Annotated in this window: 19 protein-coding genes; 13 read left to right on the top strand and 6 right to left on the bottom strand. The window is 71.4% G+C overall.

Annotation, left to right across the window (positions count from 1 at the left end; genetic code table 11):
- Window positions 1-133: 133 nt before the first annotated feature.
- On the bottom strand, window positions 134-1,510 hold the full coding sequence (locus tag DMB42_RS05990) for a DUF4331 domain-containing protein (RefSeq protein WP_125631482.1): 1,377 nt from the start codon (window positions 1,508-1,510) through the stop codon (window positions 134-136).
- A gap of 258 nt (window positions 1,511-1,768) precedes the next feature.
- On the opposite strand from DMB42_RS05990, the gene DMB42_RS05985 reads away from it, so the two are divergent.
- The 3 genes from DMB42_RS05985 to DMB42_RS05975 all read left to right on the top strand — a co-directional run bounded on the left by DMB42_RS05985 (window position 1,769) and on the right by DMB42_RS05975 (window position 6,121).
- Window positions 1,769-3,475: an ABC transporter ATP-binding protein gene (locus tag DMB42_RS05985; protein ID WP_260477516.1), complete on the top strand. Its 1,707-nt coding sequence runs from the start codon at window positions 1,769-1,771 to the stop codon at window positions 3,473-3,475.
- 95 nt (window positions 3,476-3,570) lie between these two features.
- On the top strand, window positions 3,571-5,220 hold the full coding sequence (gene hutU, locus DMB42_RS05980; protein ID WP_221762029.1) for a urocanate hydratase: 1,650 nt from the start codon (window positions 3,571-3,573) through the stop codon (window positions 5,218-5,220).
- A gap of 67 nt (window positions 5,221-5,287) precedes the next feature.
- Window positions 5,288-6,121, top strand: coding sequence for a MurR/RpiR family transcriptional regulator (locus DMB42_RS05975; protein ID WP_125631477.1), 834 nt, complete (start codon window positions 5,288-5,290; stop codon window positions 6,119-6,121).
- On the opposite strand, the gene DMB42_RS05970 is transcribed toward DMB42_RS05975, so the two are convergent.
- From DMB42_RS05970 to DMB42_RS05960, 3 genes are read right to left on the bottom strand one after another with little or no spacing between them, the layout of a single operon-like run.
- Window positions 6,101-6,850, bottom strand: a complete 750-nt coding sequence (locus tag DMB42_RS05970; RefSeq protein ID WP_125631475.1) for an ABC transporter permease — start codon at window positions 6,848-6,850, stop codon at window positions 6,101-6,103. The genes DMB42_RS05975 and DMB42_RS05970 overlap by 21 nt on opposite strands.
- Window positions 6,847-7,800, bottom strand: a complete 954-nt coding sequence (locus DMB42_RS05965; protein ID WP_125631473.1) for an ATP-binding cassette domain-containing protein — start codon at window positions 7,798-7,800, stop codon at window positions 6,847-6,849. The genes DMB42_RS05970 and DMB42_RS05965 overlap by 4 nt, the downstream gene beginning before the upstream one ends.
- 19 nt (window positions 7,801-7,819) lie before the next feature.
- Window positions 7,820-8,353: a PadR family transcriptional regulator gene (locus tag DMB42_RS05960; RefSeq protein ID WP_125631471.1), complete on the bottom strand. Its 534-nt coding sequence runs from the start codon at window positions 8,351-8,353 to the stop codon at window positions 7,820-7,822.
- Window positions 8,354-8,408: 55 nt separating this feature from the next.
- On the opposite strand from DMB42_RS05960, the gene DMB42_RS05955 reads away from it, so the two are divergent.
- The 5 genes from DMB42_RS05955 to DMB42_RS05935 all read left to right on the top strand — a co-directional run bounded on the left by DMB42_RS05955 (window position 8,409) and on the right by DMB42_RS05935 (window position 13,798).
- Complete coding sequence (locus tag DMB42_RS05955) at window positions 8,409-9,095, top strand: SDR family oxidoreductase (protein ID WP_125631470.1); 687 nt, start codon at window positions 8,409-8,411, stop codon at window positions 9,093-9,095.
- 33 nt (window positions 9,096-9,128) lie between these two features.
- On the top strand, window positions 9,129-10,298 hold the full coding sequence (locus tag DMB42_RS05950) for an allantoate amidohydrolase (protein ID WP_125631468.1): 1,170 nt from the start codon (window positions 9,129-9,131) through the stop codon (window positions 10,296-10,298).
- The gene (locus DMB42_RS05945; protein ID WP_125631466.1) at window positions 10,289-11,611 is read left to right on the top strand and encodes a formimidoylglutamate deiminase; all 1,323 of its coding nucleotides are present in this window, start codon (window positions 10,289-10,291) and stop codon (window positions 11,609-11,611) included. The genes DMB42_RS05950 and DMB42_RS05945 overlap by 10 nt, the downstream gene beginning before the upstream one ends.
- The gene (gene hutI / locus DMB42_RS05940) at window positions 11,608-12,750 is read left to right on the top strand and encodes an imidazolonepropionase (protein WP_125631464.1); all 1,143 of its coding nucleotides are present in this window, start codon (window positions 11,608-11,610) and stop codon (window positions 12,748-12,750) included. The genes DMB42_RS05945 and hutI overlap by 4 nt, the downstream gene beginning before the upstream one ends.
- A 106-nt stretch (window positions 12,751-12,856) precedes the next feature.
- Window positions 12,857-13,798, top strand: coding sequence for an RNA polymerase sigma factor RpoD/SigA (locus DMB42_RS05935; protein ID WP_125631462.1), 942 nt, complete (start codon window positions 12,857-12,859; stop codon window positions 13,796-13,798).
- Window positions 13,799-14,029: 231 nt separating this feature from the next.
- Here DMB42_RS05935 and DMB42_RS05930 read toward each other — a convergent pair whose 3' ends face one another.
- Window positions 14,030-14,596, bottom strand: a complete 567-nt coding sequence (locus tag DMB42_RS05930; RefSeq protein WP_125631459.1) for a TetR/AcrR family transcriptional regulator — start codon at window positions 14,594-14,596, stop codon at window positions 14,030-14,032.
- 79 nt (window positions 14,597-14,675) lie between these two features.
- On the opposite strand from DMB42_RS05930, the gene DMB42_RS05925 reads away from it, so the two are divergent.
- Together DMB42_RS05925 and DMB42_RS05920 are read left to right on the top strand one after the other, a co-directional pair.
- The gene (locus DMB42_RS05925) at window positions 14,676-15,479 is read left to right on the top strand and encodes an alpha/beta fold hydrolase (protein WP_125631458.1); all 804 of its coding nucleotides are present in this window, start codon (window positions 14,676-14,678) and stop codon (window positions 15,477-15,479) included.
- Window positions 15,480-15,489: 10 nt separating this feature from the next.
- Window positions 15,490-16,254, top strand: coding sequence for an MOSC domain-containing protein (locus DMB42_RS05920; protein ID WP_185844485.1), 765 nt, complete (start codon window positions 15,490-15,492; stop codon window positions 16,252-16,254).
- Window positions 16,255-16,282: 28 nt separating this feature from the next.
- Here the strand turns inward: DMB42_RS05920 and DMB42_RS05915 are convergent, their stop codons facing one another.
- On the bottom strand, window positions 16,283-17,203 hold the full coding sequence (locus DMB42_RS05915) for an ABC transporter substrate-binding protein (protein ID WP_125631456.1): 921 nt from the start codon (window positions 17,201-17,203) through the stop codon (window positions 16,283-16,285).
- Between the two features lie 197 nt (window positions 17,204-17,400).
- Between DMB42_RS05915 and DMB42_RS05910 the strand changes: the two genes are divergently transcribed.
- The 3 genes from DMB42_RS05910 to DMB42_RS05900 are packed head-to-tail and all read left to right on the top strand — an operon-like array spanning window position 17,401 to window position 21,280.
- On the top strand, window positions 17,401-18,723 hold the full coding sequence (locus tag DMB42_RS05910) for an ammonium transporter (RefSeq protein ID WP_125631454.1): 1,323 nt from the start codon (window positions 17,401-17,403) through the stop codon (window positions 18,721-18,723).
- Window positions 18,720-19,058: a P-II family nitrogen regulator gene (locus DMB42_RS05905; RefSeq protein ID WP_125631452.1), complete on the top strand. Its 339-nt coding sequence runs from the start codon at window positions 18,720-18,722 to the stop codon at window positions 19,056-19,058. Before DMB42_RS05910 ends, DMB42_RS05905 begins: the two co-directional genes overlap by 4 nt.
- Entirely contained in the window at window positions 19,055-21,280 is a 2,226-nt protein-coding gene (locus DMB42_RS05900; protein ID WP_125631450.1) for a [protein-PII] uridylyltransferase, read from the top strand. The genes DMB42_RS05905 and DMB42_RS05900 overlap by 4 nt, the downstream gene beginning before the upstream one ends.
- Window positions 21,281-21,429 lie beyond the last annotated feature (149 nt).

Below are 21,429 nucleotides of genomic sequence, written 5' to 3'. Positions count from 1 at the left end.
CTCCAGAGGTCGGTGCGGGGGCCGGCCGGCCGTCTCGGGACGTACGGCCGGCCGGCGGCGGCGGGCGACGGGAGACGGCGGCCCGCCGCCGGGGACTGACCGGCCGGGAGGAGAGGACCGGCCGGTCAGCGGGTCATCGCTGGTTCACGGCGACGTTGCTCGGCAGCGGGATGTACGGGAAGGTCCGCCCGAACGGCTTGTCGTTCGTGTCCACCTTGTCCGTGAGCCCCGGGACGAGCTTGCCGGTCACGGCGGCGCCGGCCACGGCCTGCAGTTCGATGTCCACCACGTCGTCGGCCAGCCGGCGGCCGTTGGGGAACCCCTGCGGGTCCTTGCCCAGCACGCCGAGCCGGTTCGGGTCCTTCGTGGGCGGGATCGCCATGTTGAGCCGCAACATCTCGCTGGGCCGCAGCGGCCCGGCGTCCTTGTTGAGCACCTGCGAGTTCAGGTCGGCCTTGATCGGGCCGTTCGCCTTGGCGATGCCCTTCAGGAAGATCTCGACCAGGTCGTCGCGCGGGGTCTTGGGCGCCTTGATGCCGTAGAACTTCTCCAGCAGCCGGGCGACCTCGGGGTCGGTGACCCGGTCGACGAGCGCCTGCACGCCGGCGTCCTTCGACGGGTCGAGCGCGTTGTAGGCGTCCTTCAGCCCGGCGGAGGCGACGAGCTCGTTGACCAGCGGGTTGCACAGGCGCGAGACCTGCACGAACGTGTCGCCGTTGAACTTGTCGGTGGTCGAGCAGACGCCGATCACCGGGTTGCGCGCGGGGTCGCCCTTGAGCGCGACCTCCGACTGCGGGACCTGGACGGCCACGGTGTTGACGTTGTAGCCCTTGAGGGTGTCCCGGCCGACCTCGGACAGGTCGCCGCCGTAGAGCAGGTCGAAGACGTCCAGGTCGAGGAAGAACGCCTCGTCCGACTGCCCGGCGAACGTCTTGCCGCCGCGGGGCAGGTTCTGGACGGACTGGGCGCGCAGGGTGCCGTAGTCCGGCATGGACGCGGCCCCGACGTTGCTGGGCGCGACGATGCCGTCGTCCACCAGGGTCTTGGTGCCGCCGGGCGTGATGCGCTTGAGCGTGTAGCGCTGGCGGAAGAGCAGGTTCTTGTCGTTCAGCGAGGTGACCGGGCCGTCGTTGTAGAGGAACGTGCCGGTGCCGCGCCGGTCCTCGTTGGTGAACGTCCACTGGTAGGTGATGTCGGTCTTGGCGTCGCCGTCGTTGTCGATCTTGATGTTGTAGCGGGACCTGGTGGCGAACGGGTAGAAGTTCGGGCCGCCCTTGGGGTCCTCGAACGGGATCCAGTTGGCCAGCAGGGTCACCGTGTCGGCCTTGTCGGGGCTGACGAAGGCGTACACGTCGGTGTTGTCGTGTTGCGGGTCGTTCGCGATCATCGGCGCCTCGCGGTGTGAGGAGGCCGTGCCGGAGTCGGTGCGGAGCGCGGCGAACGACGAGGCGGAGAGCGCCACAGCGAGGCCGAGTCCGACGAGGGCGCGCCGGTTGATCCGGAGCTCCATGTTCGGTCCTTTCGGAAAGGGCTGATCGGGACGAGGTTCCGGCCGGGTTCCTCGACGCCCTATTCGTCCGGCGGTCGGCCGCGGATGTCGCCTTCTTCTCCTCCTCCGGGAGGAGGCGTCAGGGAGGCACCAAGGAGGAGGCGTCAACGAAAGTTGACATACTTTGGTCGTCAATCTAAGTTGACCCTGTCCCGGTGGTGCGGAATGCGCCGTCCCATTCGTTGGGAAATTTCGAGAAATGTCGTGAGGGGAGTTGGGGTGCTCAAAGAGCTGCTGGCCTACATCAGGCCGCACCGGAAGGTCCTGGTGGCAGGCGGTCTGCTCGGCCTGATCGGCTCGGTGGCGGGGCTCGCGATGCCGCTGCTGGCCAAGTACGTCGTGGACGCCTTCGGCGAGGATCAATCCCTGGCCGCGCCCCTGTTAGGTCTGACCGTGGCGGTGCTCGTCGGCGCCGTGGTCTCGGCCGGGGGCACGTACCTGATGGAGCGCACCGGCGAGGGCGTCGTCCTCGGGGCCCGGCGCAGGCTCGTCGACCGGATGCTCCGGCTCAGGGTGGCCGACATCGACCGGCTCAAGCCCGGCGACCTGCTGTCGCGGGTGACCGGCGACACGACGCTGCTGCGCGCGGTGCTGACCAACGGCATCGTCGAGTCGGTCGGCGCGGTGTTCATGCTGATCGGCGCGATCGTCATGATGGCCACCATGGACGGCGTGCTGCTCCTGGTCACGCTGCTCGTCGTGGTGGTGATCGGCGGGGTGGTCGCGCTCATCATGCCGAAGATCCAGCGGGCGCAGACGCAGGCGCAGGAGGCCGTCGGCGAGATGGGGGCCGTACTGGACCGGGCGCTCCAGGCGTACCGGACGGTCAAGGCCAGCGGCGCGGAGGAGCGGGAGATCGCGGTCGTCGGCGAGGCGGCCGAGCGGGCCCGCGACCGCGGGATGCAGGTGGCCGGATGGACGTCGCTGGCCGGCGTGGCGACCTGGATGGCCGTGCAGATCGCCTTCCTGTGTGTGCTGGCCGTGGGCGGGTCGCGGGTCGCGTCGGGCGTGCTGGAGATCTCGTCGCTGATCGCGTTCCTGCTCTACCTGTTCTACCTGGTGCCGCCGATCGGGCAGCTCGTCCAGGGCGCGGTCCAGCTCCAGAACGGCCTGGCCGCGATGCGGCGCATCAAGGAGATCGAGGACCTGCCCGGCGAGCCCGTCAGCGTCGCCGCCCCGGCCGGCAGCACGCCCGTCGGCGTCCGGTTCGAGGACGTGGTCTTCCGGTACGGCGACGACCGCCCCACCGTGCACGACGGCGTCACCTTCGAGGTGCCCGCGGGCGGGCTCACCGCCCTGGTCGGGCCGTCGGGCGCGGGCAAGTCCACGGTGTTCGCCCTGCTCGAACGCTTCTACGAGCACCAGGACGGCCTGATCACGATCGGCGGCCGGGACATCCGCGACTGGCCGCTCGCCGACCTGCGCTCCTCGCTCGGCTACGTCGAGCAGGACGCCCCCGTCCTGGCCGGCACGCTGCGCGAGAACCTGCTCTTCGCCGCCCAGGACGCCACCGAGGACGAGTTGCGCCGCGCCGTCACCCGTACCCGGCTGGACGACCTCGCCGCCCGGCTGCCCGAAGGGCTCGACACGGCGGTCGGGCACCGCGGCGTGCTGCTGTCCGGCGGCGAGCGGCAGCGCGTCGCCATCGCCAGGGCGCTGCTGCGCAGGCCCAGGCTGCTGCTCCTCGACGAGGCCACCTCCCAGCTCGACGCGGTCAACGAGCTGCGGCTGCGCGAGGTCATCGCCGAGGTCGCGACCGAGACGACGGTGCTGGTCATCGCGCACCGCCTGTCCACCGTGACGAACGCCGACCGCATCGTGGTCATGGAGGCGGGCGGCGTACGGGCCGTCGGCACCCACGCCGAGCTGGTGGCGGACGACGACCTCTACCGCGAACTCGCCGCCACCCAGTTCCTGGTGAGCTAGGCGAGCGCACATACAAGCCTGCGGTGGACCGCTGTACGCGGTCCACCGTAGTCTTCGGGTGACAAAGGTGAATGTGTTCATTCAGGAGGGTCACCATGAGCCGCAGCGTGCGCGCACCGCGAGGCACCACGATCACCGCGAAGGGGTGGCCGCAGGAGGCCGCGCTCCGCATGCTCCAGAACAACCTGGACCCGGAGGTCGCCGAGCACCCCGAGCAACTGGTCGTCTACGGCGGCTCCGGAAGGGCGGCCCGCGACTGGCCCTCCTTCGACGCCATGGTCAGGACCCTGACCACCCTGGAGGGCGACGAGACCCTCCTGGTCCAGTCGGGCCGCCCGGTGGGCGTGTTCCGCACCCACGAGTGGGCGCCCCGGGTGCTCATCGCCAACTCCAACCTGGTGCCCGACTGGGCCAACTGGGAGGAGTTCCGGCGCCTGGAGGCGGCCGGCCTCACCATGTACGGCCAGATGACCGCCGGCTCCTGGATCTACATCGGCACCCAGGGCATCCTCCAGGGCACGTACGAGACGTTCGCCGCGGTGGCCGCGAAGCGGTTCGGCGGCTCGCTGGCCGGCACGATCACCCTCACGGCCGGCCTCGGCGGCATGGGCGGCGCCCAGCCGCTGGCCGTCACCATGAACGGCGGCGTCGCCATCTGCATCGACTGCGACCCGCGCTCGGTCACCCGCCGCATCGAGCACCGCTACCTCGACGTGCAGGCCGACAGCCTGGAGGAGGCGCTGCGGCTGGCCTACGAGGCCCGCGACGCGCGCCGCCCGCTGTCGATCGGCGTCGTGGCCAACGCCGCCGAGGCCCTGCCCGAGCTGCTGGCGTCGGGCGCCGAGATCGACATCGTCACCGACCAGACCTCCGCGCACGACCCGCTGATGTACCTGCCGCTCGGCGTCGCCTTCGAGGACATGTCCGCCGAACGCGACAAGGACCCGGCCGGGTTCACCGAGCGGGCCCGTACGTCGATGGCCAGGCACGTCGAGGCCATGGTCGGCTTCAAGGACGCCGGCGCCGAGGTGTTCGACTACGGCAACTCCATCCGCGGGGAGGCCCAGCTCGCCGGCTACTCGCGGGCCTTCGACTTCCCCGGGTTCGTGCCGGCGTACATCAGGCCGCTGTTCTGCGAGGGCAAGGGCCCGTTCCGGTGGGCCGCGCTGAGCGGCGACCCGGCCGACATCGCCGCCACCGACCGCGCGATCCTGGAACTGTTCCCCGACAACGAGCCGCTGGCCAGGTGGATCGCGCAGGCCGGCGAGAAGGTGCACTTCCAGGGCCTGCCCGCGCGCATCTGCTGGCTCGGCTACGGCGAGCGCAACGTCGCGGGCGAGCGGTTCAACGACATGGTGGCCTCCGGCGAGCTCCAGGCCCCGATCGTGATCGGCCGCGACCACCTGGACAGCGGGTCGGTGGCCTCGCCGTACCGGGAGACCGAGGCGATGGCCGACGGCTCGGACGCGATCGCCGACTGGCCGCTGCTCAACGCCATGCTCAACACCGCCTCCGGCGCGGCCTGGGTGTCGATCCACCACGGCGGCGGCGTCGGCATCGGGCGTTCCATCCACGCCGGGCAGGTCACGGTCGCCGACGGCACCGCGCTGGCCGGGGAGAAGCTCAACCGCGTCCTCACCAACGACCCGGGCACGGGCGTGATGCGCCACGTGGACGCGGGCTACGACGAGGCCGCCCAGGTGGCCGAGGCCCGGGGCGTGCGCATCCCGATGCGTGAGTCCTGACCCCGCTGTAGCGTCCCCCACGCGGTGTGGGGGATGAGAATCCTGGTCGGGGAGCGTTGGAGGTGGCGTGGCTGACGGATATCACGGTGGGCTCGGCGTGTTGCTGGACGGCCGGAGGTTGTCGCCGGTGCAGCGCAGGATCGCCCACTACCTGAGCGAGCACCTCGACGAGGCGATCTTCCTGTCCAGCGTCGAGCTGGCCGAGCGGTCGGGGGTCAGCCAGCCGTCGGTGACCAGGTTCGCCATGGTGCTCGGCTTCGCCGGCTATCCGGAGTTGCGCCAGGCGCTGCGCCCGCTGGTGCTCGGCGGCAGCGCGCTGGCGCCCCAGGAGAGCCTGCTGCGGAACGCGATCGACAGCGAGATCCGCAACCTCTCCCTGGTCCGCGAGCGGCTGACCGCTCTCCCGCTCAAGGAGCTGGGCGAGCAGCTCGCCGCCACCGAGCCGCTGCCCGTGCTGGGCCTGCGGGTCTCCTGCGGCCTGGCCACCACCTTCGCCTACTACGCCAGGCGCATCCACCCCGACGTACGCCTGCTCACCCACGGCGGCTCCGAGCTGGTCGAAGGGCTGCACGCGGCGCGGCGGGCGGGCGCCGAGTGGATGGTGGCCGTGGTGCTCCCGCGCTACCCCACCGAGGCCGTCCAGGCCCTCGAGTACGCCGAGAAGCTCGGCCTCCGGGTCGCCGCCATCACCGACAAGCCGGACTTCCCGGCCGAGGTCGTGCTCGACGGCCCGGTCGGGGACCGCCTGGTGTTCGACTCCCACGCGGCTCCCCTGGCGCTGGCCATGGCCCTGGTCGAGGCCATGGCCGACGCCGCGCCGCTGCGTACCCAGGCCAGGCTGGAGGAGTACGAGCGGATGACCGACGAGGCCGGTACGTTCCTACCCGGCGATCCTGCGTAGCGAGCGCATCGACCAGATCGTCGTGAGCACCGCGAGCACGATGAACAGCGCGAACGCGATCGGGATCGACGAGTCGCCCAGCCGCCCGTCGAACAGCGCCCGTCCGGCCTCGACCGCGTGGTAGAGCGGGTTGACCGGCGCGATCGCCTTCATCCAGTCGGGCGCGAACGCGATCGGCACGAACAGCCCGGCCAGCAACATGATCGGCAACATGAACAGGTTGAGCGTCTGCGACATGCCGTTCTCGTCGCGTACGGTCAGCGCCAGCCCCTGGGACAGTCCCGAGGCGAACAGCCCGGTTGCGGCCATGAGCGCCAGCACCAGCACCAGCTCGACGCCGCCGATCCGGACGCCCATGGCCACGGCCACGACCAGCACCAGGACCGCCTGGCACACCTGTACGACCATGTCCTTGGCGACCCGCCCGAGCACGATGGCCGGCCGCCAGGCGGGGCTGACGGCGTACCGTTCGAGTGAGCCGTTGCGCAGCTCGGCGATCAGGCCGAACCCGGAGAACAGCGAGCCGAAGACGGCGATCATCATCATCGACGCGGGCGTGAACATGCGCAGGGCGTCGACCGTGCTCCGGCCCGGCGTGAGGTCCTTCAGCAGCGGCGCGAACATCAGCAGGTAGAGCACCGGCTGCAGGATGCCGAACAGCGGCCAGATCGGGTTGCTGAAGGACTTCTTCAGCTCGTAGCCGGTGAACAGGGCGATGTGGCGGATCATGCGGCGGCTCCCGCGTCGCGGAGGGATCGGCCGGTCTTGGCCAGGAAGACGTCGTCGAGGGTGGAGCGGTCGAGCGCGATCGAGCGCAGGCCGATGCCCTGCTCCTCAAGGATGTGCAGCAGCGCGGGCAGGGTGTGCTCGCCGTCGTCGACGTAGACGCGCAGGGCGTCCTCGTCCACGCGGACCTCGCGGGCAAGGGGCTTGAGGGCCTCGGCGGCCCGCTCGGGCTCCTCCAGCCGGAGCGTGACCACGTCGCCGGAGACCTCGCGCTTGAGCTCGCCGGGCGTGCCCTCGGCGACGATTTGCCCGTGGTCGACGATCACCAGCCGGTCGCAGAGCGCGTCGGCCTCGTCGAGGTAGTGGGTGCTGAGCAGCACGCTGGTGCCGGACTCGCGGAGCTGCCTGATGCGCTCCCAGAGGTTCGCGCGGTTCTGCGGGTCGAGGCCCGTGGTGGGCTCGTCGAGGAAGAGCAGCCGCGGCGCGGGCACCAGCCCGAGCGCGACGGCCACCCGCCGCTTCTGGCCGCCGGAGAGCGTACGGCCGGGCCGGTCGGCCAGTTCGGCCAGGTCGAAGCGGTCGAGGACGTCGGCCGTCGCCCGCTTCGGGTCGGCCACGTTGTGGATCCTGGCGGCCATCATGATCTGGGCGCGGGCGCTCGTGGTGTCCTCCACACCGCCCTCCTGGCTGACGTAGCCGAGCTTGCGGCGTACGGCCTCGGGCTCCTTCAGCAGGTCGTGCCCGGCGACGACGGCGGTGCCGGAGTCGGTGACGATCAGCGTGGCCAGCATGCGGATCGTCGTGGTCTTGCCCGCGCCGTTGGGCCCGAGCACCCCGAAGATCTCGCCCTTCTCCACGGTCAGGTCGACGCCGCGCACGGCCTCGACGGTCTGGGAGCCCTTGCGGCCCCTGGTGGTGAACGTCTTGCGTAAATCACGTGCCTCAATGATCATCTTTCTCCTCAGGAAGTCCTCAGGGAAGTTCGTCGTTCTCGACCCGGCCGATCGCTCCTTCCACCCAGTCGAGCTGGGCCTGGAGGACGGCCTGGGTCAGGCGGAGGTTCTCGTCGAGGTGCCGGGGCTCGCCGTAGCGCTGTTTGGTGCCGTAGGCGTGGTCGATGGTGTCGATGTTCAGTCGCAGTTGCCGGATCCTGCCATGCAACGCGTCGAGAATCTCCTGCTTTTCCAACCGGTTCATGAACGTCAGCGCCACCTGGAACGGGTCGACGACGGGCTTGACCTCGGACCAGGCGTACATCAGCAGGTGGTGGAACTCGTAGCGGCCGGCCTCGGTGAGCTCGTAGACGACCTTGCCGCCCTTGCCGGCCTCCACCACCGCGAGCAGGCCCTCGTCGGCCATCTTGCCCAGGCCGTGGTAGATCGAGCCGAAGGCCACGTTGGCCCAGGTGTCGGCGCCCATCATCTCCAGCCGCCGGCGTACGCCGTAGCCGTTCATGGGGCCGTCGAGCAGGGAACCGAGAATCAGAATGCGTGTTGACGCCGACATGTGTTCAAGTTTGTACTCAAATTTGAATACGTGTCAAGGTCATAAACTCGGCCGCATGACTGAACGACCGACCGCGCTGGTCACCGGCGCATCCCGTGGCGTGGGCGAGGCCGTGGCCGGGGCGCTGGCCCCCACGCACCACGTCATCCTCGGCGGCAGGGACGAGTCCGCGCTCGCCAAGCTGGCCGCCGAGCTGCCCGACGCCCGCCCCTGGGCCGTCGAGCTGACCCGGGTCACCGAGGCCGACGTCGCCGGCGTCGAGAGGCTCGACGTGCTCGTGCACAGCGCCGGGGTCGCGCTGCTCGGCCGGATCGCCGACCTGCCCGTGGCCGACTGGCGTACGACGATGGAGCTCAACGTGGTGGCGGTCGCCGAGCTGACCCGGCTGCTGCTGCCCGCGCTGCGCCACGCCCGGGGGCACGTCGTCTGCGTCAACTCCGGCGCCGGTCAGCGGGCCAATCCGGAGTGGGGCGCGTACGCGGCCAGCAAGTTCGCCCTGCGCGCCTTCGCCGACGCGCTGCGCCAGGAGGAGCCCGAGCTGCGCGTCACCACCGTCTACCCGGGCCGGGTGGCCACCGACATGCAGCGCGGCGTACGCGCTCAGGAGGGCGGCGCGTACGAGCCGGACAAATACCTCACGCCGGAGACCGTGGCGCGGGCCCTGCTGGCCACGATCAACGCGGGCCCCGACGCCCACCTCACCGAACTCACCCTCCGGCCGAGCGCGGGCCCGGTCACCTGACATCTGAATGGTTCCATTCACTACAGTGGACCCATGCTTGAACCACTCGCGCACATAGGACGAGATCCCCGCTCCGGCGGATACCTGCGGGACGCCTGGTCGGACGCCGACATGGAGCTACGCGGGTGGTTCGCGGGCGAGGCCGCGCGCCGCGGTCTCGACCTGCGGGAAGACCGCAACGGCAACCTCTGGGCCTGGTGGGGCGACCCCTCGAGGCGTCCCGGCGTGGTCACCGGCAGCCACCTCGACTCGGTGCGCCAGGGCGGCGCCTACGACGGCCCGCTCGGCGTGGTGTCCGCGTTCGCCGCCCTCGACCTGCTGCGCGAGCGGCAGGTCAGCCCGGCAAGGCCGCTCGGCATCGCCTGCTTCACCGACGAGGAGGGGGCCAGGTTCGGCATGCCGTGCATGGGCTCCCGGCTGCTCACCGGGGCGCTGACGCCGGAACGCGCGCTCGCGCTCACCGACGACGACGGCGACACGCTGGCCGACGTCATGGCGCGGGCCGGCCGCAAGCCGGAGGCCGTCGGGCACGACCCCGAAACCCTCGCCACCGTCGGCACGTTCGTCGAACTCCACGTCGAGCAGGGCCGCGGCCTCGTCCACGAGGACCGCCCGGTGGGCGTGGCCAGCGCCATCTGGCCCCATGGCCGGTGGCGGTTCGACTTCCACGGCAGGGCCGACCACGCCGGCACCACCCGGCTGGCCGACCGCGACGACCCGATGTTGCCCTTCGCCCGCCTGGTGCTGGCCGCCCGCGAGGCGGCCGGGCGCCACGGCGTGGTGGCCACGGTCGGCAAGACCCGCGTCTCGCCCGGCAACGCCAACGCGATCCCCGGCCTGGTCTCCGCCTGGCTCGACGCCCGGGGTCCGGCCGAGCCCGCGGTCCGCGCCCTCGTCGAGGAGCTGACCGCGGCGGCCGGGGCGGGCGTGCGCGAGGAGTCGTGGACGCCCGAGGTCGGCTTCGAGACCACGCTCAGGGACCGGGTGGCGCGCGTCGCGGGCGGCGACACGCCCGCGCCGATCCTGCCCACGGGAGCCGGTCACGACGCCGGAATCCTCGCCACGGCGGGCATCCCGAGCACGATGTTGTTCGTACGCAACCCCACCGGCGTCTCCCATTCTCCCGAGGAGCACGCCGACCAGGCAGACTGCCATGCGGGAGTGGTGGCACTCGCGGACGTGCTGGAGGATCTGTGTCGCTGACCTACTGGTGCGAGCAGGCCTGGTTGCCCGACGGGGTCGCCCACGGCGTCCTGATCGAGGTCGAGGGCGCCAGGATCGCCAGGATCGAGCGGGGCGAGCCGGGCTCGGCCGAGCGGCTGGCCGGCCTGACCATCCCCGGCCTGGCCAACGCCCACTCCCACGCCTTCCACCGGGCCCTGCGCGGCGCCACCCAGCGCGGCAAGGGCGACTTCTGGACCTGGCGCGACCAGATGTACGAGGTGGCCTCCAGGCTCGACCCCGACACCTATTACCAGCTCGCCAAGGCCGTCTACTCCGAGATGGCGCTGGCCGGGGTGACCTGCGTGGGCGAGTTCCACTACCTTCACCACGCCCCCGACGGCCGCCCGTACGAGGACCGGAACGTGATGGGCCACGCGCTCGTCCAGGCGGCGCGCGAGGCGGGGCTGCGCATCACGCTGCTCGACACCTGTTACATGTCCGGCGGCATCGGCGTGCCGCTGGCGGGCACCCAGCTCCGCTTCAGCGACGGCAACGCCGAGGGCTGGGCCGTCCGGGCCGACGACCTGGCCGCCGCGTACGAGGGGCAGCCCGACGTGGAGATCGGGGCCGCCATCCACTCCGTGCGCGCGGTGCCGCCCGACCAGATGCCGGTGGTGGCCGAGTTCTCCCACCGGCACGCCGCGCCCCTGCACGTGCACGTCTCCGAGCAGCGCGCCGAGAACGCGGCCTGCGCCGAGACGTACGCCGCCACGCCGGTCCAGATCCTGCACGAGCGCGGCGTGCTCGGCCCGCGTTCGACCGCGGTCCACGCCACCCACCTGACCGACTCCGACGTGGAGCTGCTCGGCCAGTCGGGCACGTACATCTGCATGTGCCCCACCACCGAGCGCGACCTCGCCGACGGCGTCGGCCCGGCCAGGGCGGCGGCCGACCGGGGCACGCCGATCACGCTCGGCTCCGACGGCCACGCGGTGATCGACCTGTTCGAGGAGGCCCGCTCGGTCGAGATGGACGAGCGGCTGACCAGCGAGCGGCGCGGCCACTGGAGCGCCGCCGACCTGCTCACCGCCGCCACCGGCGCCGGCCACACCTCGCTCGGCTTCGCCGACGCCGGCCGGCTCATCCCGGGCGCGTGGGCCGACCTGGTGTCGGTCCGCCTCGACTCGGTGCGTACGGCGGGCATCGGCGGGCTGGAGGCCGTGGTGTTCGCGGCCACGGCGAGCGACGTGCACTCGGTGGTCTCGGGCGGCCGCAGGGTGGTCGCGCAGGGCCGCCACCAACTGGGCGATGTCGGATCCATGCTCTCCGAGGCGATTGGAAAAGTGCGATGACCACGCTGATCGACGGGATCGGCCTGCTCTACACCGGCGACCCCGAGCACGAGGAGATCACCGACGCGGCGCTGGTGATCGAGGACGGCCTGGTGGCCTGGACCGGCCCCGCCGCCCAGGCGCCCGACGCCGACGAGCGGGTGCACGTCGGCGGCCGGGCCGTGCTGCCCGGGTTCGTGGACAGCCACGCCCACCTGATCTTCGCCGGCGACCGTACGGCCGAGTTCCAGGCCCGCATGTCGGGGGAGTCGTACACCGGCGGCGGCATCAGGACGACCGTCGCCGCCACCCGCGCGGCGAGCGACGCCGACCTCGCCACGCGGGCCCGCACCCTGGTGGAGGAGATGCTCGCCCAGGGCACCACCACCGTGGAGATCAAGAGCGGCTACGGCCTGTCCACCGAGCACGAACGCCGCTCGCTGGAGATCGCCACCACCCTCACCGACGAGACCACCTACCTGGGCGCGCACGTCGTGCCCGCGGGCGTGGACGCCGACGACTACGTCCGCCTGGTGGCCGGGGAGATGCTCGAAGCCTGCGCGCCCTACGCCAAATGGGTGGACGTCTTCTGCGAGCGCGGCGCGTTCGACGGCGACCAGACCAGGGAGATCCTGAACGCCGGGATCAAGGCCGGGTTGCAGGCCCGGGTGCACGCCAACCAGCTCACCGAGGGGCCCGGCGTGCGCATCGCCTGCGAGCTGGGCGCGGCCTCGGCCGACCACTGCACCCACCTGTCGGCGGCCGACGACGACGCGCTCGCCGGCGGCGAGACGGTGGCGACGCTGCTGCCGGGGGCCGAGTTCTCGACGCGGTCGCCGTACCCGGACGCGCGGCGGCTCATCGACGCGGGCGCCACGGTCGCGCTGGCCACCGACTGCAACCCGGGCTCGTCGTTCACCTCGTCGATGCCGTTCTGCGTGGCGCTGGCCGTACGGGAGATGGGCATGACGCCGCTGGAGGCGGTACGCGCGGCCACGTACGGCGGGGCCCGCGCGCTGCGCCGTACGGACGTAGGCTGGTTGCGGCGAGGAGCGCGGGCGGACCTGGTCGTGCTCGACGCCCCCTCCTATGTCCACCTGGCGTACCGACCCGGTGTTCCCCTTGTCCACCAGGTGTTTCAGGCCGGTCTCCTCCTTTAGGAGGACGTCCAAGACCCTCCCTCGGGCGTAGCTGTTTAGGGAATCTTTGCTTCCGGCCGGACGTTGGCCGGATATAGGACGCAGCTGCGGAACGAGGTGCCAGGGGATGGCAAGGCCTACGGGGAGTCGCACGCAGGAGCAGCACGTCGCCGAGCGCGACCTGCTGGGGACATATCTGGCCGAGATCGGCCGGGTCCCGCTGCTCACGGCGGAGGAAGAGGTGGAGCTCGCCAAGCGAATCGAGGCGGGCCTGTTCGCCGAGCAGCTTCTTGACAGCGGAGGCTCCGAGCCGCGGATCGGGGACGCGGCCGACGAGGAGCTGGAGCGTCTGGCCGTCTCGGGCAGGCGGGCGAAGGACGAGTTCATCCAGGCCAACCTGCGCCTGGTGGTCGCGGTGGCCCGGAAGTACTCCGGGCGGGGGATGCCGCTCATCGACCTGGTCCAGGAGGGGAACCTGGGCCTGGTGCGGGCGGTCGAGAAGTTCGACTACCGGCGGGGGTACAAGTTCTCCACGTACGCCACGTGGTGGATCAGGCAGTCGGTCGGACGGGCCATCCACGAGCAGGCCCGTCCGGTCCGGCTGCCGACGCACGCCGGCGAGCAGATGACCCGGCTGATGCGGGTGCGCCGGGACATGCTGGCCGAGTACGACACCGAGCCGACCGACGACGATCTCGCCGAGATCCTCGACCTGCCGATCGAGCGGGTGCGCGAGCTGCGCCGCTGGGCCTCCGACCCGGTGTCGCTGCAGCTCGGCGTGGGTGACGAGGACGAGACCGAGCTGGGCGACATGATCGCCGACGAGACGTGGGCCGATCCCGAGCAGCAGGCCATCGACATCCTGGAGCGCGAGCGGCTCGACCAGTGGCTCACCGGCCTGGAGGGCGACACCAGCGAGATGCTGCGGTGGCGCTACGGGCTGGTCGACGGGCGCGAGCACACGCTGACCGAGGTGGGGGAGCGCTACGGCATCGGCCGCGACCGCGCCCGCCGCATCGAACGCGACGCCCTGGCCCGCCTCCGCCGCATGGCCAACGCCGCCGCCTGACCCGCGCCTATTGCGCCGCATGGCCGGCGTGGTCGCCTGACCCGCATTCCACTGCGCCGCAGGGCCGACGCGGCCGTTCGACCCACTCCCGCCATCGCCGCCACCCGCCTTCGGGGGGCGGCGTGGCGCGTTCTGGGGGCCTCCAGGGGCTTGGGGTGCGTTCTGGGGGGCTTCAGGGGGTTGGGGGGTTCTAGGGGGCCAGGGGGTTTCTGCGGGGTTTCCAGAGGGTCTCTACGGGGTGAGGACGCGGCGCAGGAACTCCTCCACTGCCGCCTCCGCCGTCGCCGTGTCGCCGCCCCTGGCCACCAGCAGGGCGCTCTCGTTGATCGCGGCCAGCAACATGTGGGCGTGCAGGTCGACGAAGCCCTCGGGCACCGCCCCGGTCGCCTCCAGGGCCGCCTTGAGCATGCCGAACGAATACCGCTCCTCCACCGCCCGCCACTGCTCCCACCCCAGCACCGAGGGTGCGTCGATGAGCACGATACGGCGGATCACCGGGTCGCCCGCGAGCCTGATCCAGGCCAGCGCGCCCGCCCGTAGCGCCGCCGCCGGATCGGCGATGCCGCGCACGGCCCGCGCGATCTTGACGCCGATGGCCGACTCCGTGGCCTCCAGCACCGCCTCGAACAGCACGTCCTTGCCCGCGTAGTGGTGGTAGAGCGCCCCGCGGCTCAGCCCCGACTCCTGCAGCACGGTCTCGATCGAGGTGTCGTCGTAGCCCCGCTCGGCGAACAGCCGCGTGGCGATGGCCAGGACCTTGTCGCGGGTGGCCGCGCCGCGCTCCGCCTTGAGGTTCATGCTCCCACTCTAGACAGACCGACCGACGGTCGGTAATTTCATAGACCGACAGTCGGTCTGTAATCGAGGAGGAGCCCCCATGGACGGCATCACCTACGTGGACGTGGGCCAGGGCCCGGCGACCTTGTTCGTGCACGGTGTGGGCACCAGCTCGTACCTGTGGCGCAACGTCATCGCCGAGCTGCGCGACGAGCGCCGCTGCGTGGCCCTCGACCTGCCCCTGCACGGCGGCAGCGAGCCGCGGGCGGACCTGTCCATCCCCGCGCTGGCCGAGGTCGTGGAGGAGTTGTGCGCCGGGCTCGGCCTGGACGAGGTGGACCTCGTGGCCAACGACACCGGCGGCGCCGTGGCCCAGGTCTTCGCCGTACGCCATCCGGAGCGGCTGCGTTCGCTCACCCTCACCAATTGCGACGTGCACACCAACACCCCGCCCGAGGCGTTCGCGGACACGGTCGAACTGGCCGTCAGAGGCGAGCTGGCCGGGCTCGTGGCGGCCGTGCTGGACCATCCCGAGCTGCTGGCCAGGACCGCGCTCGGCGCCGGCTACGAGCGCATCGACGACCCCGCCGAGCTGGTCGACGCCTACCTGCGCCCGATCCTGGCCAAGCCCGGGGGTGGGCGCGCCTTCGAGCGCCTGCTGGCCTCGATCGACGCCAAGGACATGGTCGCCATCGAGCCCCGGCTCACCGTGCTCACCGTGCCGACACTGGTCGTGTGGGGCACCGGCGACGTGTTCTTCGACGTGAGCTGGGCCCACTGGCTGCGCGACACGATCCCCGGCGTCAGGGAGGTCGTCGAGATCGAGGGCGGCCGGCTGTTCTTCCCCGACGAGCGGGCCGCCGAACTGGTCCCCCATCTGCGCCGTTTCTGGGGCCGGCCGTAAGCTCTCGATCATGTACGTCGAGACGCTGCGCCGCTACCCGGTCAAGTCCATGCTGGGCGAGGAGGTCGCCGGGAGCAAGGTGACCGAACGCGGCCTGGCGGGCGACCGGGTCCGGGCGGTGCTCGACGTCGCGACCGGGAAGATCGCCAGCGCCAAGAACCCGAGGCTCTGGCGTGACCTGCTGACCGTCGAGGGCGCCCGCGTGCCGGGGGACGAGGAGCTGTCGAAGCTGCTCGGCCGCGAGGTGCGGCTGATCGACGTGCCGCCGGAAGGGGCCGAGCTGGAGCGTTCGGTGCCCGAACGGGTGCTGGCCGAGGGCATCGAGGCGGAGGTGCCCTACACGGTCGGCACGCTCGGCGGCGCCTCGCCCGAGGGCACGTTCTTCGACTTCGCGCCCCTTCACCTGATCTCGACGGCGACGCTCGACCGGATCGGCGAGCTCAGTCCCCGGGGGCACGTCGAAGCCCTCCGCTACCGGCCCAACCTGGTGATCAGGACGGCCGCGGAGGGCTTCGCCGACAACGACTGGGTGGGGCGCGAGCTGCACGTCGGGGACGAGGTCGTGCTCCAGGTCATCGTGCCGAGCCCGCGTTGTGCCATCCCGACGCTCGCCCACGGCTCGCTCGGCCGCGACACCGAGGCGCTGCGCGTGGTGGCCCGGCACAACCGCGTCCAGGTGATGGACGCGGGGCTCCAGGCGTGCGCGGGCGTCTACGCCAGGGTCCTGCGCCCCGGCCGGATCGCCCAGGGCGACCCGGTCGAAGTGGCGGGTTGAGGCGCTTCTTCGCGGGCGGGCGGGGTGGTCAGGCCAGCGGGGTGAGGTACTTCTCCAGGTCGTCGAGGATCTTGCCGGCGGCGGTGACGCCGATGCCGGTCATCCAGATCTCGTCGTCCACGTTGTGCGCGTGCTCGGCCTTGACCGCGGCGAGGTTCTTCCACAGCGGGCCGCCGGTCACCGTGGCCTGCGACTTGGCGGCGGCGTCGCCGTACGCGCTGTAGAAGATCGCGTCGCCGTCGGCCTTGGCGATGTTCTCCTGGCTCAGCTTGCCAAAGCGCTTGTCCTGCTGGTCGGCCAGCCGCTGCGCCTCGGGCCGCTGGATGCCGGCGTCGCCGACGACGATGCCGCTGAACGACTCGGGGCCGTACATGCGGATCTCGGTGGGCATGAAGCGCACGATGCTGACCGACAGCTTGGAGAACCGGCCGCCGACCTCCTTGGCCCGCTTCTCGTAGCCCGACAGCAGCCCGGACGCCTGCTCCTTCTTGCCCAGGGCCTCGGCGTCCAGCAGGAAGTTCTCCTTCCAGGTGACGCCCACCTTCTCGGTGAAGACGGTCGGGGCGATCTTGCTGAGCTTGTCGTAGAAGGCGGCCTGGCGGAACTTCGAGCCGAGGATGAGGTCGGGCTTGAGCGCCATGATCGCCTCGATGTTGGGCTGCTGGAGCGTGCCGACCGGCTTGGTGGCCGACAGCGCCGAGCCCAGGTACTCGGGCCAGGTCTGGTTCTCGCCCGCCTGGGCGGCGCCCACGGGGGCCAGGCCGAGGGAGACCATCGTGTCCAGCTTGTCGGTGTCGAGTACGACGACCCGCTTGGGGGTCATCGGCACCTTGGTCTCACCCATGGCGTGCTTGACGGTCCGGGTGGGGCCGGCGTCCTCCGTGCCGGTCGAGGTGCCGCAGGCGGCGAGGGCGAGGACGGGAAGCAGGGCCAGAAGCCGGAGACGCATGAGGGATTCCTTGATCTATTAGGTAAGGCAACCCTAAGTATGGCATGTCAAGGCCGGAACGAAACGTGTGAAGGGCCCGAAACGTACCCGAAACACCGCACCGGCGAGATTCACGAACGCGAAACACCCCTGGTCGAGCCACGAAACCCCGGCCGAAGACGCTGTGGCGACACGTCACATGTAAGGAGGGTCGCGTCGTGAAGATCGATAGCGGCACCACAGCCTGGATGCTCGCGGCCACCGCGCTGGTGTTGCTGATGACTCCGGGTCTCGCGTTCTTCTACGGAGGCATGACCAGGGCCAAGAGCGTCCTGAACATGATGATGATGTCGTTCGGCGCCATCATCACGGTCACCGTGGCCTGGGTGCTGTTCGGCCACTCGATCGCCTTCACCGACAACGGCAGCTCGGTGCTCAACAACATCGTCGGCGGCTTCGACGCCATCGGCCTGCAGAGCCTGGTGGACACGGCCACCAAGGACGACGGCACCGGCATGCCGAGCCTGGTCTTCTCGGCCTTCCAGCTGACGTTCGCCATCATCACCGTGGCCCTGATCAGCGGCGCGATCGCGGACCGGGCGAAGTTCGGGGCCTGGATCCTGTTCACCGTCGTCTGGGCGACCGTCGTCTACTTCCCGGTCGCCCACTGGGTGTGGGGCACCGGCTGGCTGAACACCATGGGCATCGAGGACTTCGCGGGCGGAACCGTCGTCCACATCAACGCCGGCGCCGCGGCGCTGGCCCTGGCCCTCGTGATCGGCAAGCGCCACGGCTGGCGCAAGGAGCCGATGCGGCCGCACAACCTCACCCTGGTCCTGCTCGGGGCGGGCCTGCTGTGGTTCGGCTGGTTCGGCTTCAACGCGGGCTCGGAGCTGGCCGTGGACGGCACCGCCGGGCTGGCGTTCATGAACACCCAGATCGCCACCGCGGTCGCCGCCGGCGCCTGGCTCGTCGTGGAGAAGCTGCGCGACGGCCACGCCACCAGCCTCGGCGTCGCCTCCGGCGCGGTCGCCGGGCTGGTCGCCATCACGCCGGCCTGCGGGTTCGTGGACCCGTGGGCCGCGATGCTCATCGGCCTGGTCGCGGGCGCGGTCTGCGCCTACGCCGTGGGCCTGAAGTACCGGCTGGGCTTCGACGACTCGCTCGACGTGGTCGGCGTGCACCTGGTCGGCGGCGTCATCGGCGCCGTCTCGCTCGGCTTCCTGGCCGCCTACCCCTTCCTCGAACAGCAGAGCAAGGGCCTGTTCTACGGCGGCGGCATCGGCCAGCTCGGCCTTCAGGTGCTCGGCCCGGTCGCGGTCGGCGGCTACTCGTTCATCGCCACCTGGATCATCGGGAAGATCATCGACAGGACGATGGGCTTCCGCGTCCCCACCGAGAACGAGATCACCGGCATCGACGTCACCACGCACGCCGAGACCGGGTACGACCTCGGCACGGTCTACGCCTCCGGCATGACCACCCCGAACGGTCCCCTCACCCCGGCTCCGGCCCCGGCTCCCAAGAAGGTGGAGGCATGAGGCTCATCACCGCGATCATCAAGCCGTTCAAGCTCGACGACGTCAAGGCCGCGCTGGAGCAGTTCGGCATCAAGGGCATGACGGTCAGCGAGGCCAGCGGCTACGGCCGCCAGCGCGGGCACACCGAGGTCTACCGCGGCGCCGAGTACCAGGTGGACCTGGTGCCGAAGGTACGCCTTGAGGTGCTGGCCGAGGAGGCCGACGCCGACGACGTCGTCGAGGTCATCGTCAAGGCGGCCCACACCGGCAAGATCGGCGACGGCAAGGTGTGGTCCGTCCCGGTCGACACCGTCGTGCGCGTACGCACCGGGGAGCGAGGGCCGGAGGCCCTGTGAGGGGAGAGGCGCGTTCGTACGCCGCGGCCCGCAAGGAGCGGACCGCGGACACCGACCGCTGGCTCAAGGACCTCTTCAGGACGGCGAGCGACGGCGACCAGGTCTCCCTGGTCGCCGTCGGGAGCCTCGGCCGCGGCGAGCCGGCCCCCGGCAGCGACCTGGACCTCGTCCTGCTGCACGCCGGTCGGCCCGACGTTGCGCGGATCGCCGACCGCGTCTGGTACCCCATCTGGGACTCCGCCGTCGGCCTCGACCACTCGGTGCGTACGGTGGCCGAGGCCGTGGCCGTGGCCCGGCAGGACCTCAAGGCCGTGCTCGGGCTCATCCAGGCCAGGCACGTCGCCGGCGACCCCGAGCTGACCAGGAGGACCAGGGAGGCGGTGCTGGCCGACTGGCGGGCCGACTCGCGGCGCAGGCTGGGCGAGCTGCGCGCCGCCGCCGACCACCGGGCGCAGGTCAGCGGCGAGCTGGCCTTCCTCCTCGAACCCGATCTCAAGGACGGCCGCGGCGGGCTGCGCGACGTCCAGGCCATGCAGGCCGTGGCGGCGGCCTGGGTCGCCTCGGCGCCGGGACCGCGGGCGCGCGAGGCGTACGAGTTCATCCTCGACGTCCGGCACGCGCTGCACGTGGTCACCGCGCGCGGCACCGACCGGCTCGTGCTCCAGGAGCAGGACGCGGTGGCCGGGCTGCTCGGCCTGCTCGACGCCGAAGCGCTCATGCGCAGGCTCGCCGAGGCGGGCCGGACCGTCTCCCACGCCTTCGACGCCACCTGGCGCACCGTTGACAGACTCCTGTCAGGACCGGCCCCGAGAGGGCGCCGCCCGCTGGCCGACGGCGTGGTCGAGCACGGCGGCGAGGTGGTGCTGGCCAGGGGCGCCGACCCGCGCAAGGACCCCGCCCTGGTGTTGCGGGCCGCCGCCGCGGCGGCCGAGGCCGGGCTGCCGCTGGCGCCCGCCACGGTGTCCGTCCTGGCTGCTCAGACGCCTTCCATGCCGGTGCCGTGGCCGGAGAAGGCACGGGACGCGCTGGTGTCGATCCTCGGGGCCGGACGGGCCGCCGTGCCCGTGTGGGAGGAGCTCGACCAGGCGGGCGTCATTGTCAAGCTGCTTCCTGACTGGGAACGCGTACGGCATCGTCCGCAGCGCAACCCCATCCACCGCTTCACCGTCGACCGGCACCTGATCGAGGCCGCCGCGAACGCCGCCGGCCACACCCGCGAGGTCTCCCGTCCCGACCTGCTGCTGATCGGCGCGCTCCTGCACGACATCGGCAAGGGCTGGCCGGGCGACCATTCGGCGACCGGGGAGGTCGTGGTCCGCGACATCGCCACCCGTATCGGGCTGCCCGCCCGTGACGTCGAGACGCTGGCCACCGTCGTACGCCACCACCTGCTGCTGCCCGAGACCGCCACCCGCAGGGACCTGGACGACCCGGTCACGATCGAGAAGGTCGCCGCCACGGTCGGCTCGCGCGAGGTGCTCGACCTGCTGGCCGCGCTGGCCGTGGCCGACGGCAACGCGACCGGCCCCGCCGCCTGGAACGCCTGGAAGGCCGGGCTGGTCGCCGACCTCGTCCGCCGGGTGAGGTCCGTGTTGTCGGGCTCGCCCCCGCCGAAGGCGCCCTCGATCTCGCCCGAGCAGGCCGCGCTGGCCCGGCACGGCGGCGGGGCGGTCCGCGTCAACGGGGGAGCGGTCACGGTCGTCGCGCCCGACCGGGCCGGGTTGTTGTGGAGCGCCGCCGGTGTGCTGGCCGCCCACCGGATGGTCGTGCGCTCGGCGTCGGCCGCCTCCGCGGGCGGTACGGCGGTGATCGAGTTCGCCGTCGTCCCCGAGTACGGCTCTCCGCCCGACCCCGCCACGCTGGAGGCCGACCTGCGTCTCGTCCTTGCCGGCCGTCTTGACATCGAGCAGCGGCTGGCCCGCCGGGGCAGGTCCGTGCGGCCGTCCCGGGTACCTGTGGCTCCACCTCGGGTGACACTGGTCGACGACGCCTCCGCGACGGCCACGGTGGTGGAAGTCAGGGCCCATGACAGGCCGGGGCTCCTGTGGCGCATTGGACGGGCGTTCGGTGAGTGCGCTCTTGACGTGAGAGCCGCCCGCGTGGAGACTCTCGGCGCGGAGGCGGTGGACGTCTTCTACGTCGTGGACCGCGCCGGTCGCCCCCTCAGCGACGGCGCGCAGCGAGTTCAAGTCCGCGATCAGGTGCTGGCCGCACTGCGATAACCAACAGTGAACAACTGTCGGTCACATATGTAACGATTGTGTCCGAAATGCCTGTTAAGTCGGATGCTGCGGATACCTTGTGGACGGCTTGAACACCCGTCGTTGAACGGGACGATTGAGGGGTAGCGAAAGCAGTGACAACGGGGAAT

The organism is Nonomuraea sp. WAC 01424 (assembly GCF_003947315.1).
GTDB classification, from domain to species: Bacteria; Actinomycetota; Actinomycetes; order Streptosporangiales; family Streptosporangiaceae; genus Nonomuraea; species Nonomuraea spiralis.
Note: the sequence above shows the minus strand (reverse complement) of the source record. Positions and strands in the feature narration are given on the sequence as shown.

What these genes read in the sequence shown, in the direction of transcription:
- DMB42_RS05990 (WP_125631482.1), bottom strand. Translation starts at nt 1,510, where the DNA reads ATGGAGCTCCGGATCAACCGGCGCGCCCTCGTCGGACTCGGCCTCGCT.
- hutU (WP_221762029.1), top strand. Translation starts at nt 3,571, where the DNA reads ATGAGCCGCAGCGTGCGCGCACCGCGAGGCACCACGATCACCGCGAAG.
- DMB42_RS05970 (WP_125631475.1), bottom strand. Translation starts at nt 6,850, where the DNA reads ATGATCCGCCACATCGCCCTGTTCACCGGCTACGAGCTGAAGAAGTCC.
- DMB42_RS05965 (WP_125631473.1), bottom strand. Translation starts at nt 7,800, where the DNA reads ATGATCATTGAGGCACGTGATTTACGCAAGACGTTCACCACCAGGGGC.
- DMB42_RS05960 (WP_125631471.1), bottom strand. Translation starts at nt 8,353, where the DNA reads ATGTCGGCGTCAACACGCATTCTGATTCTCGGTTCCCTGCTCGACGGC.
- DMB42_RS05955 (WP_125631470.1), top strand. Translation starts at nt 8,409, where the DNA reads ATGACTGAACGACCGACCGCGCTGGTCACCGGCGCATCCCGTGGCGTG.
- DMB42_RS05950 (WP_125631468.1), top strand. Translation starts at nt 9,129, where the DNA reads ATGCTTGAACCACTCGCGCACATAGGACGAGATCCCCGCTCCGGCGGA.
- hutI (WP_125631464.1), top strand. Translation starts at nt 11,608, where the DNA reads ATGACCACGCTGATCGACGGGATCGGCCTGCTCTACACCGGCGACCCC.
- DMB42_RS05935 (WP_125631462.1), top strand. Translation starts at nt 12,857, where the DNA reads ATGGCAAGGCCTACGGGGAGTCGCACGCAGGAGCAGCACGTCGCCGAG.
- DMB42_RS05930 (WP_125631459.1), bottom strand. Translation starts at nt 14,596, where the DNA reads ATGAACCTCAAGGCGGAGCGCGGCGCGGCCACCCGCGACAAGGTCCTG.
- DMB42_RS05925 (WP_125631458.1), top strand. Translation starts at nt 14,676, where the DNA reads ATGGACGGCATCACCTACGTGGACGTGGGCCAGGGCCCGGCGACCTTG.
- DMB42_RS05920 (WP_185844485.1), top strand. Translation starts at nt 15,490, where the DNA reads ATGTACGTCGAGACGCTGCGCCGCTACCCGGTCAAGTCCATGCTGGGC.
- DMB42_RS05915 (WP_125631456.1), bottom strand. Translation starts at nt 17,203, where the DNA reads ATGCGTCTCCGGCTTCTGGCCCTGCTTCCCGTCCTCGCCCTCGCCGCC.
- DMB42_RS05905 (WP_125631452.1), top strand. Translation starts at nt 18,720, where the DNA reads ATGAGGCTCATCACCGCGATCATCAAGCCGTTCAAGCTCGACGACGTC.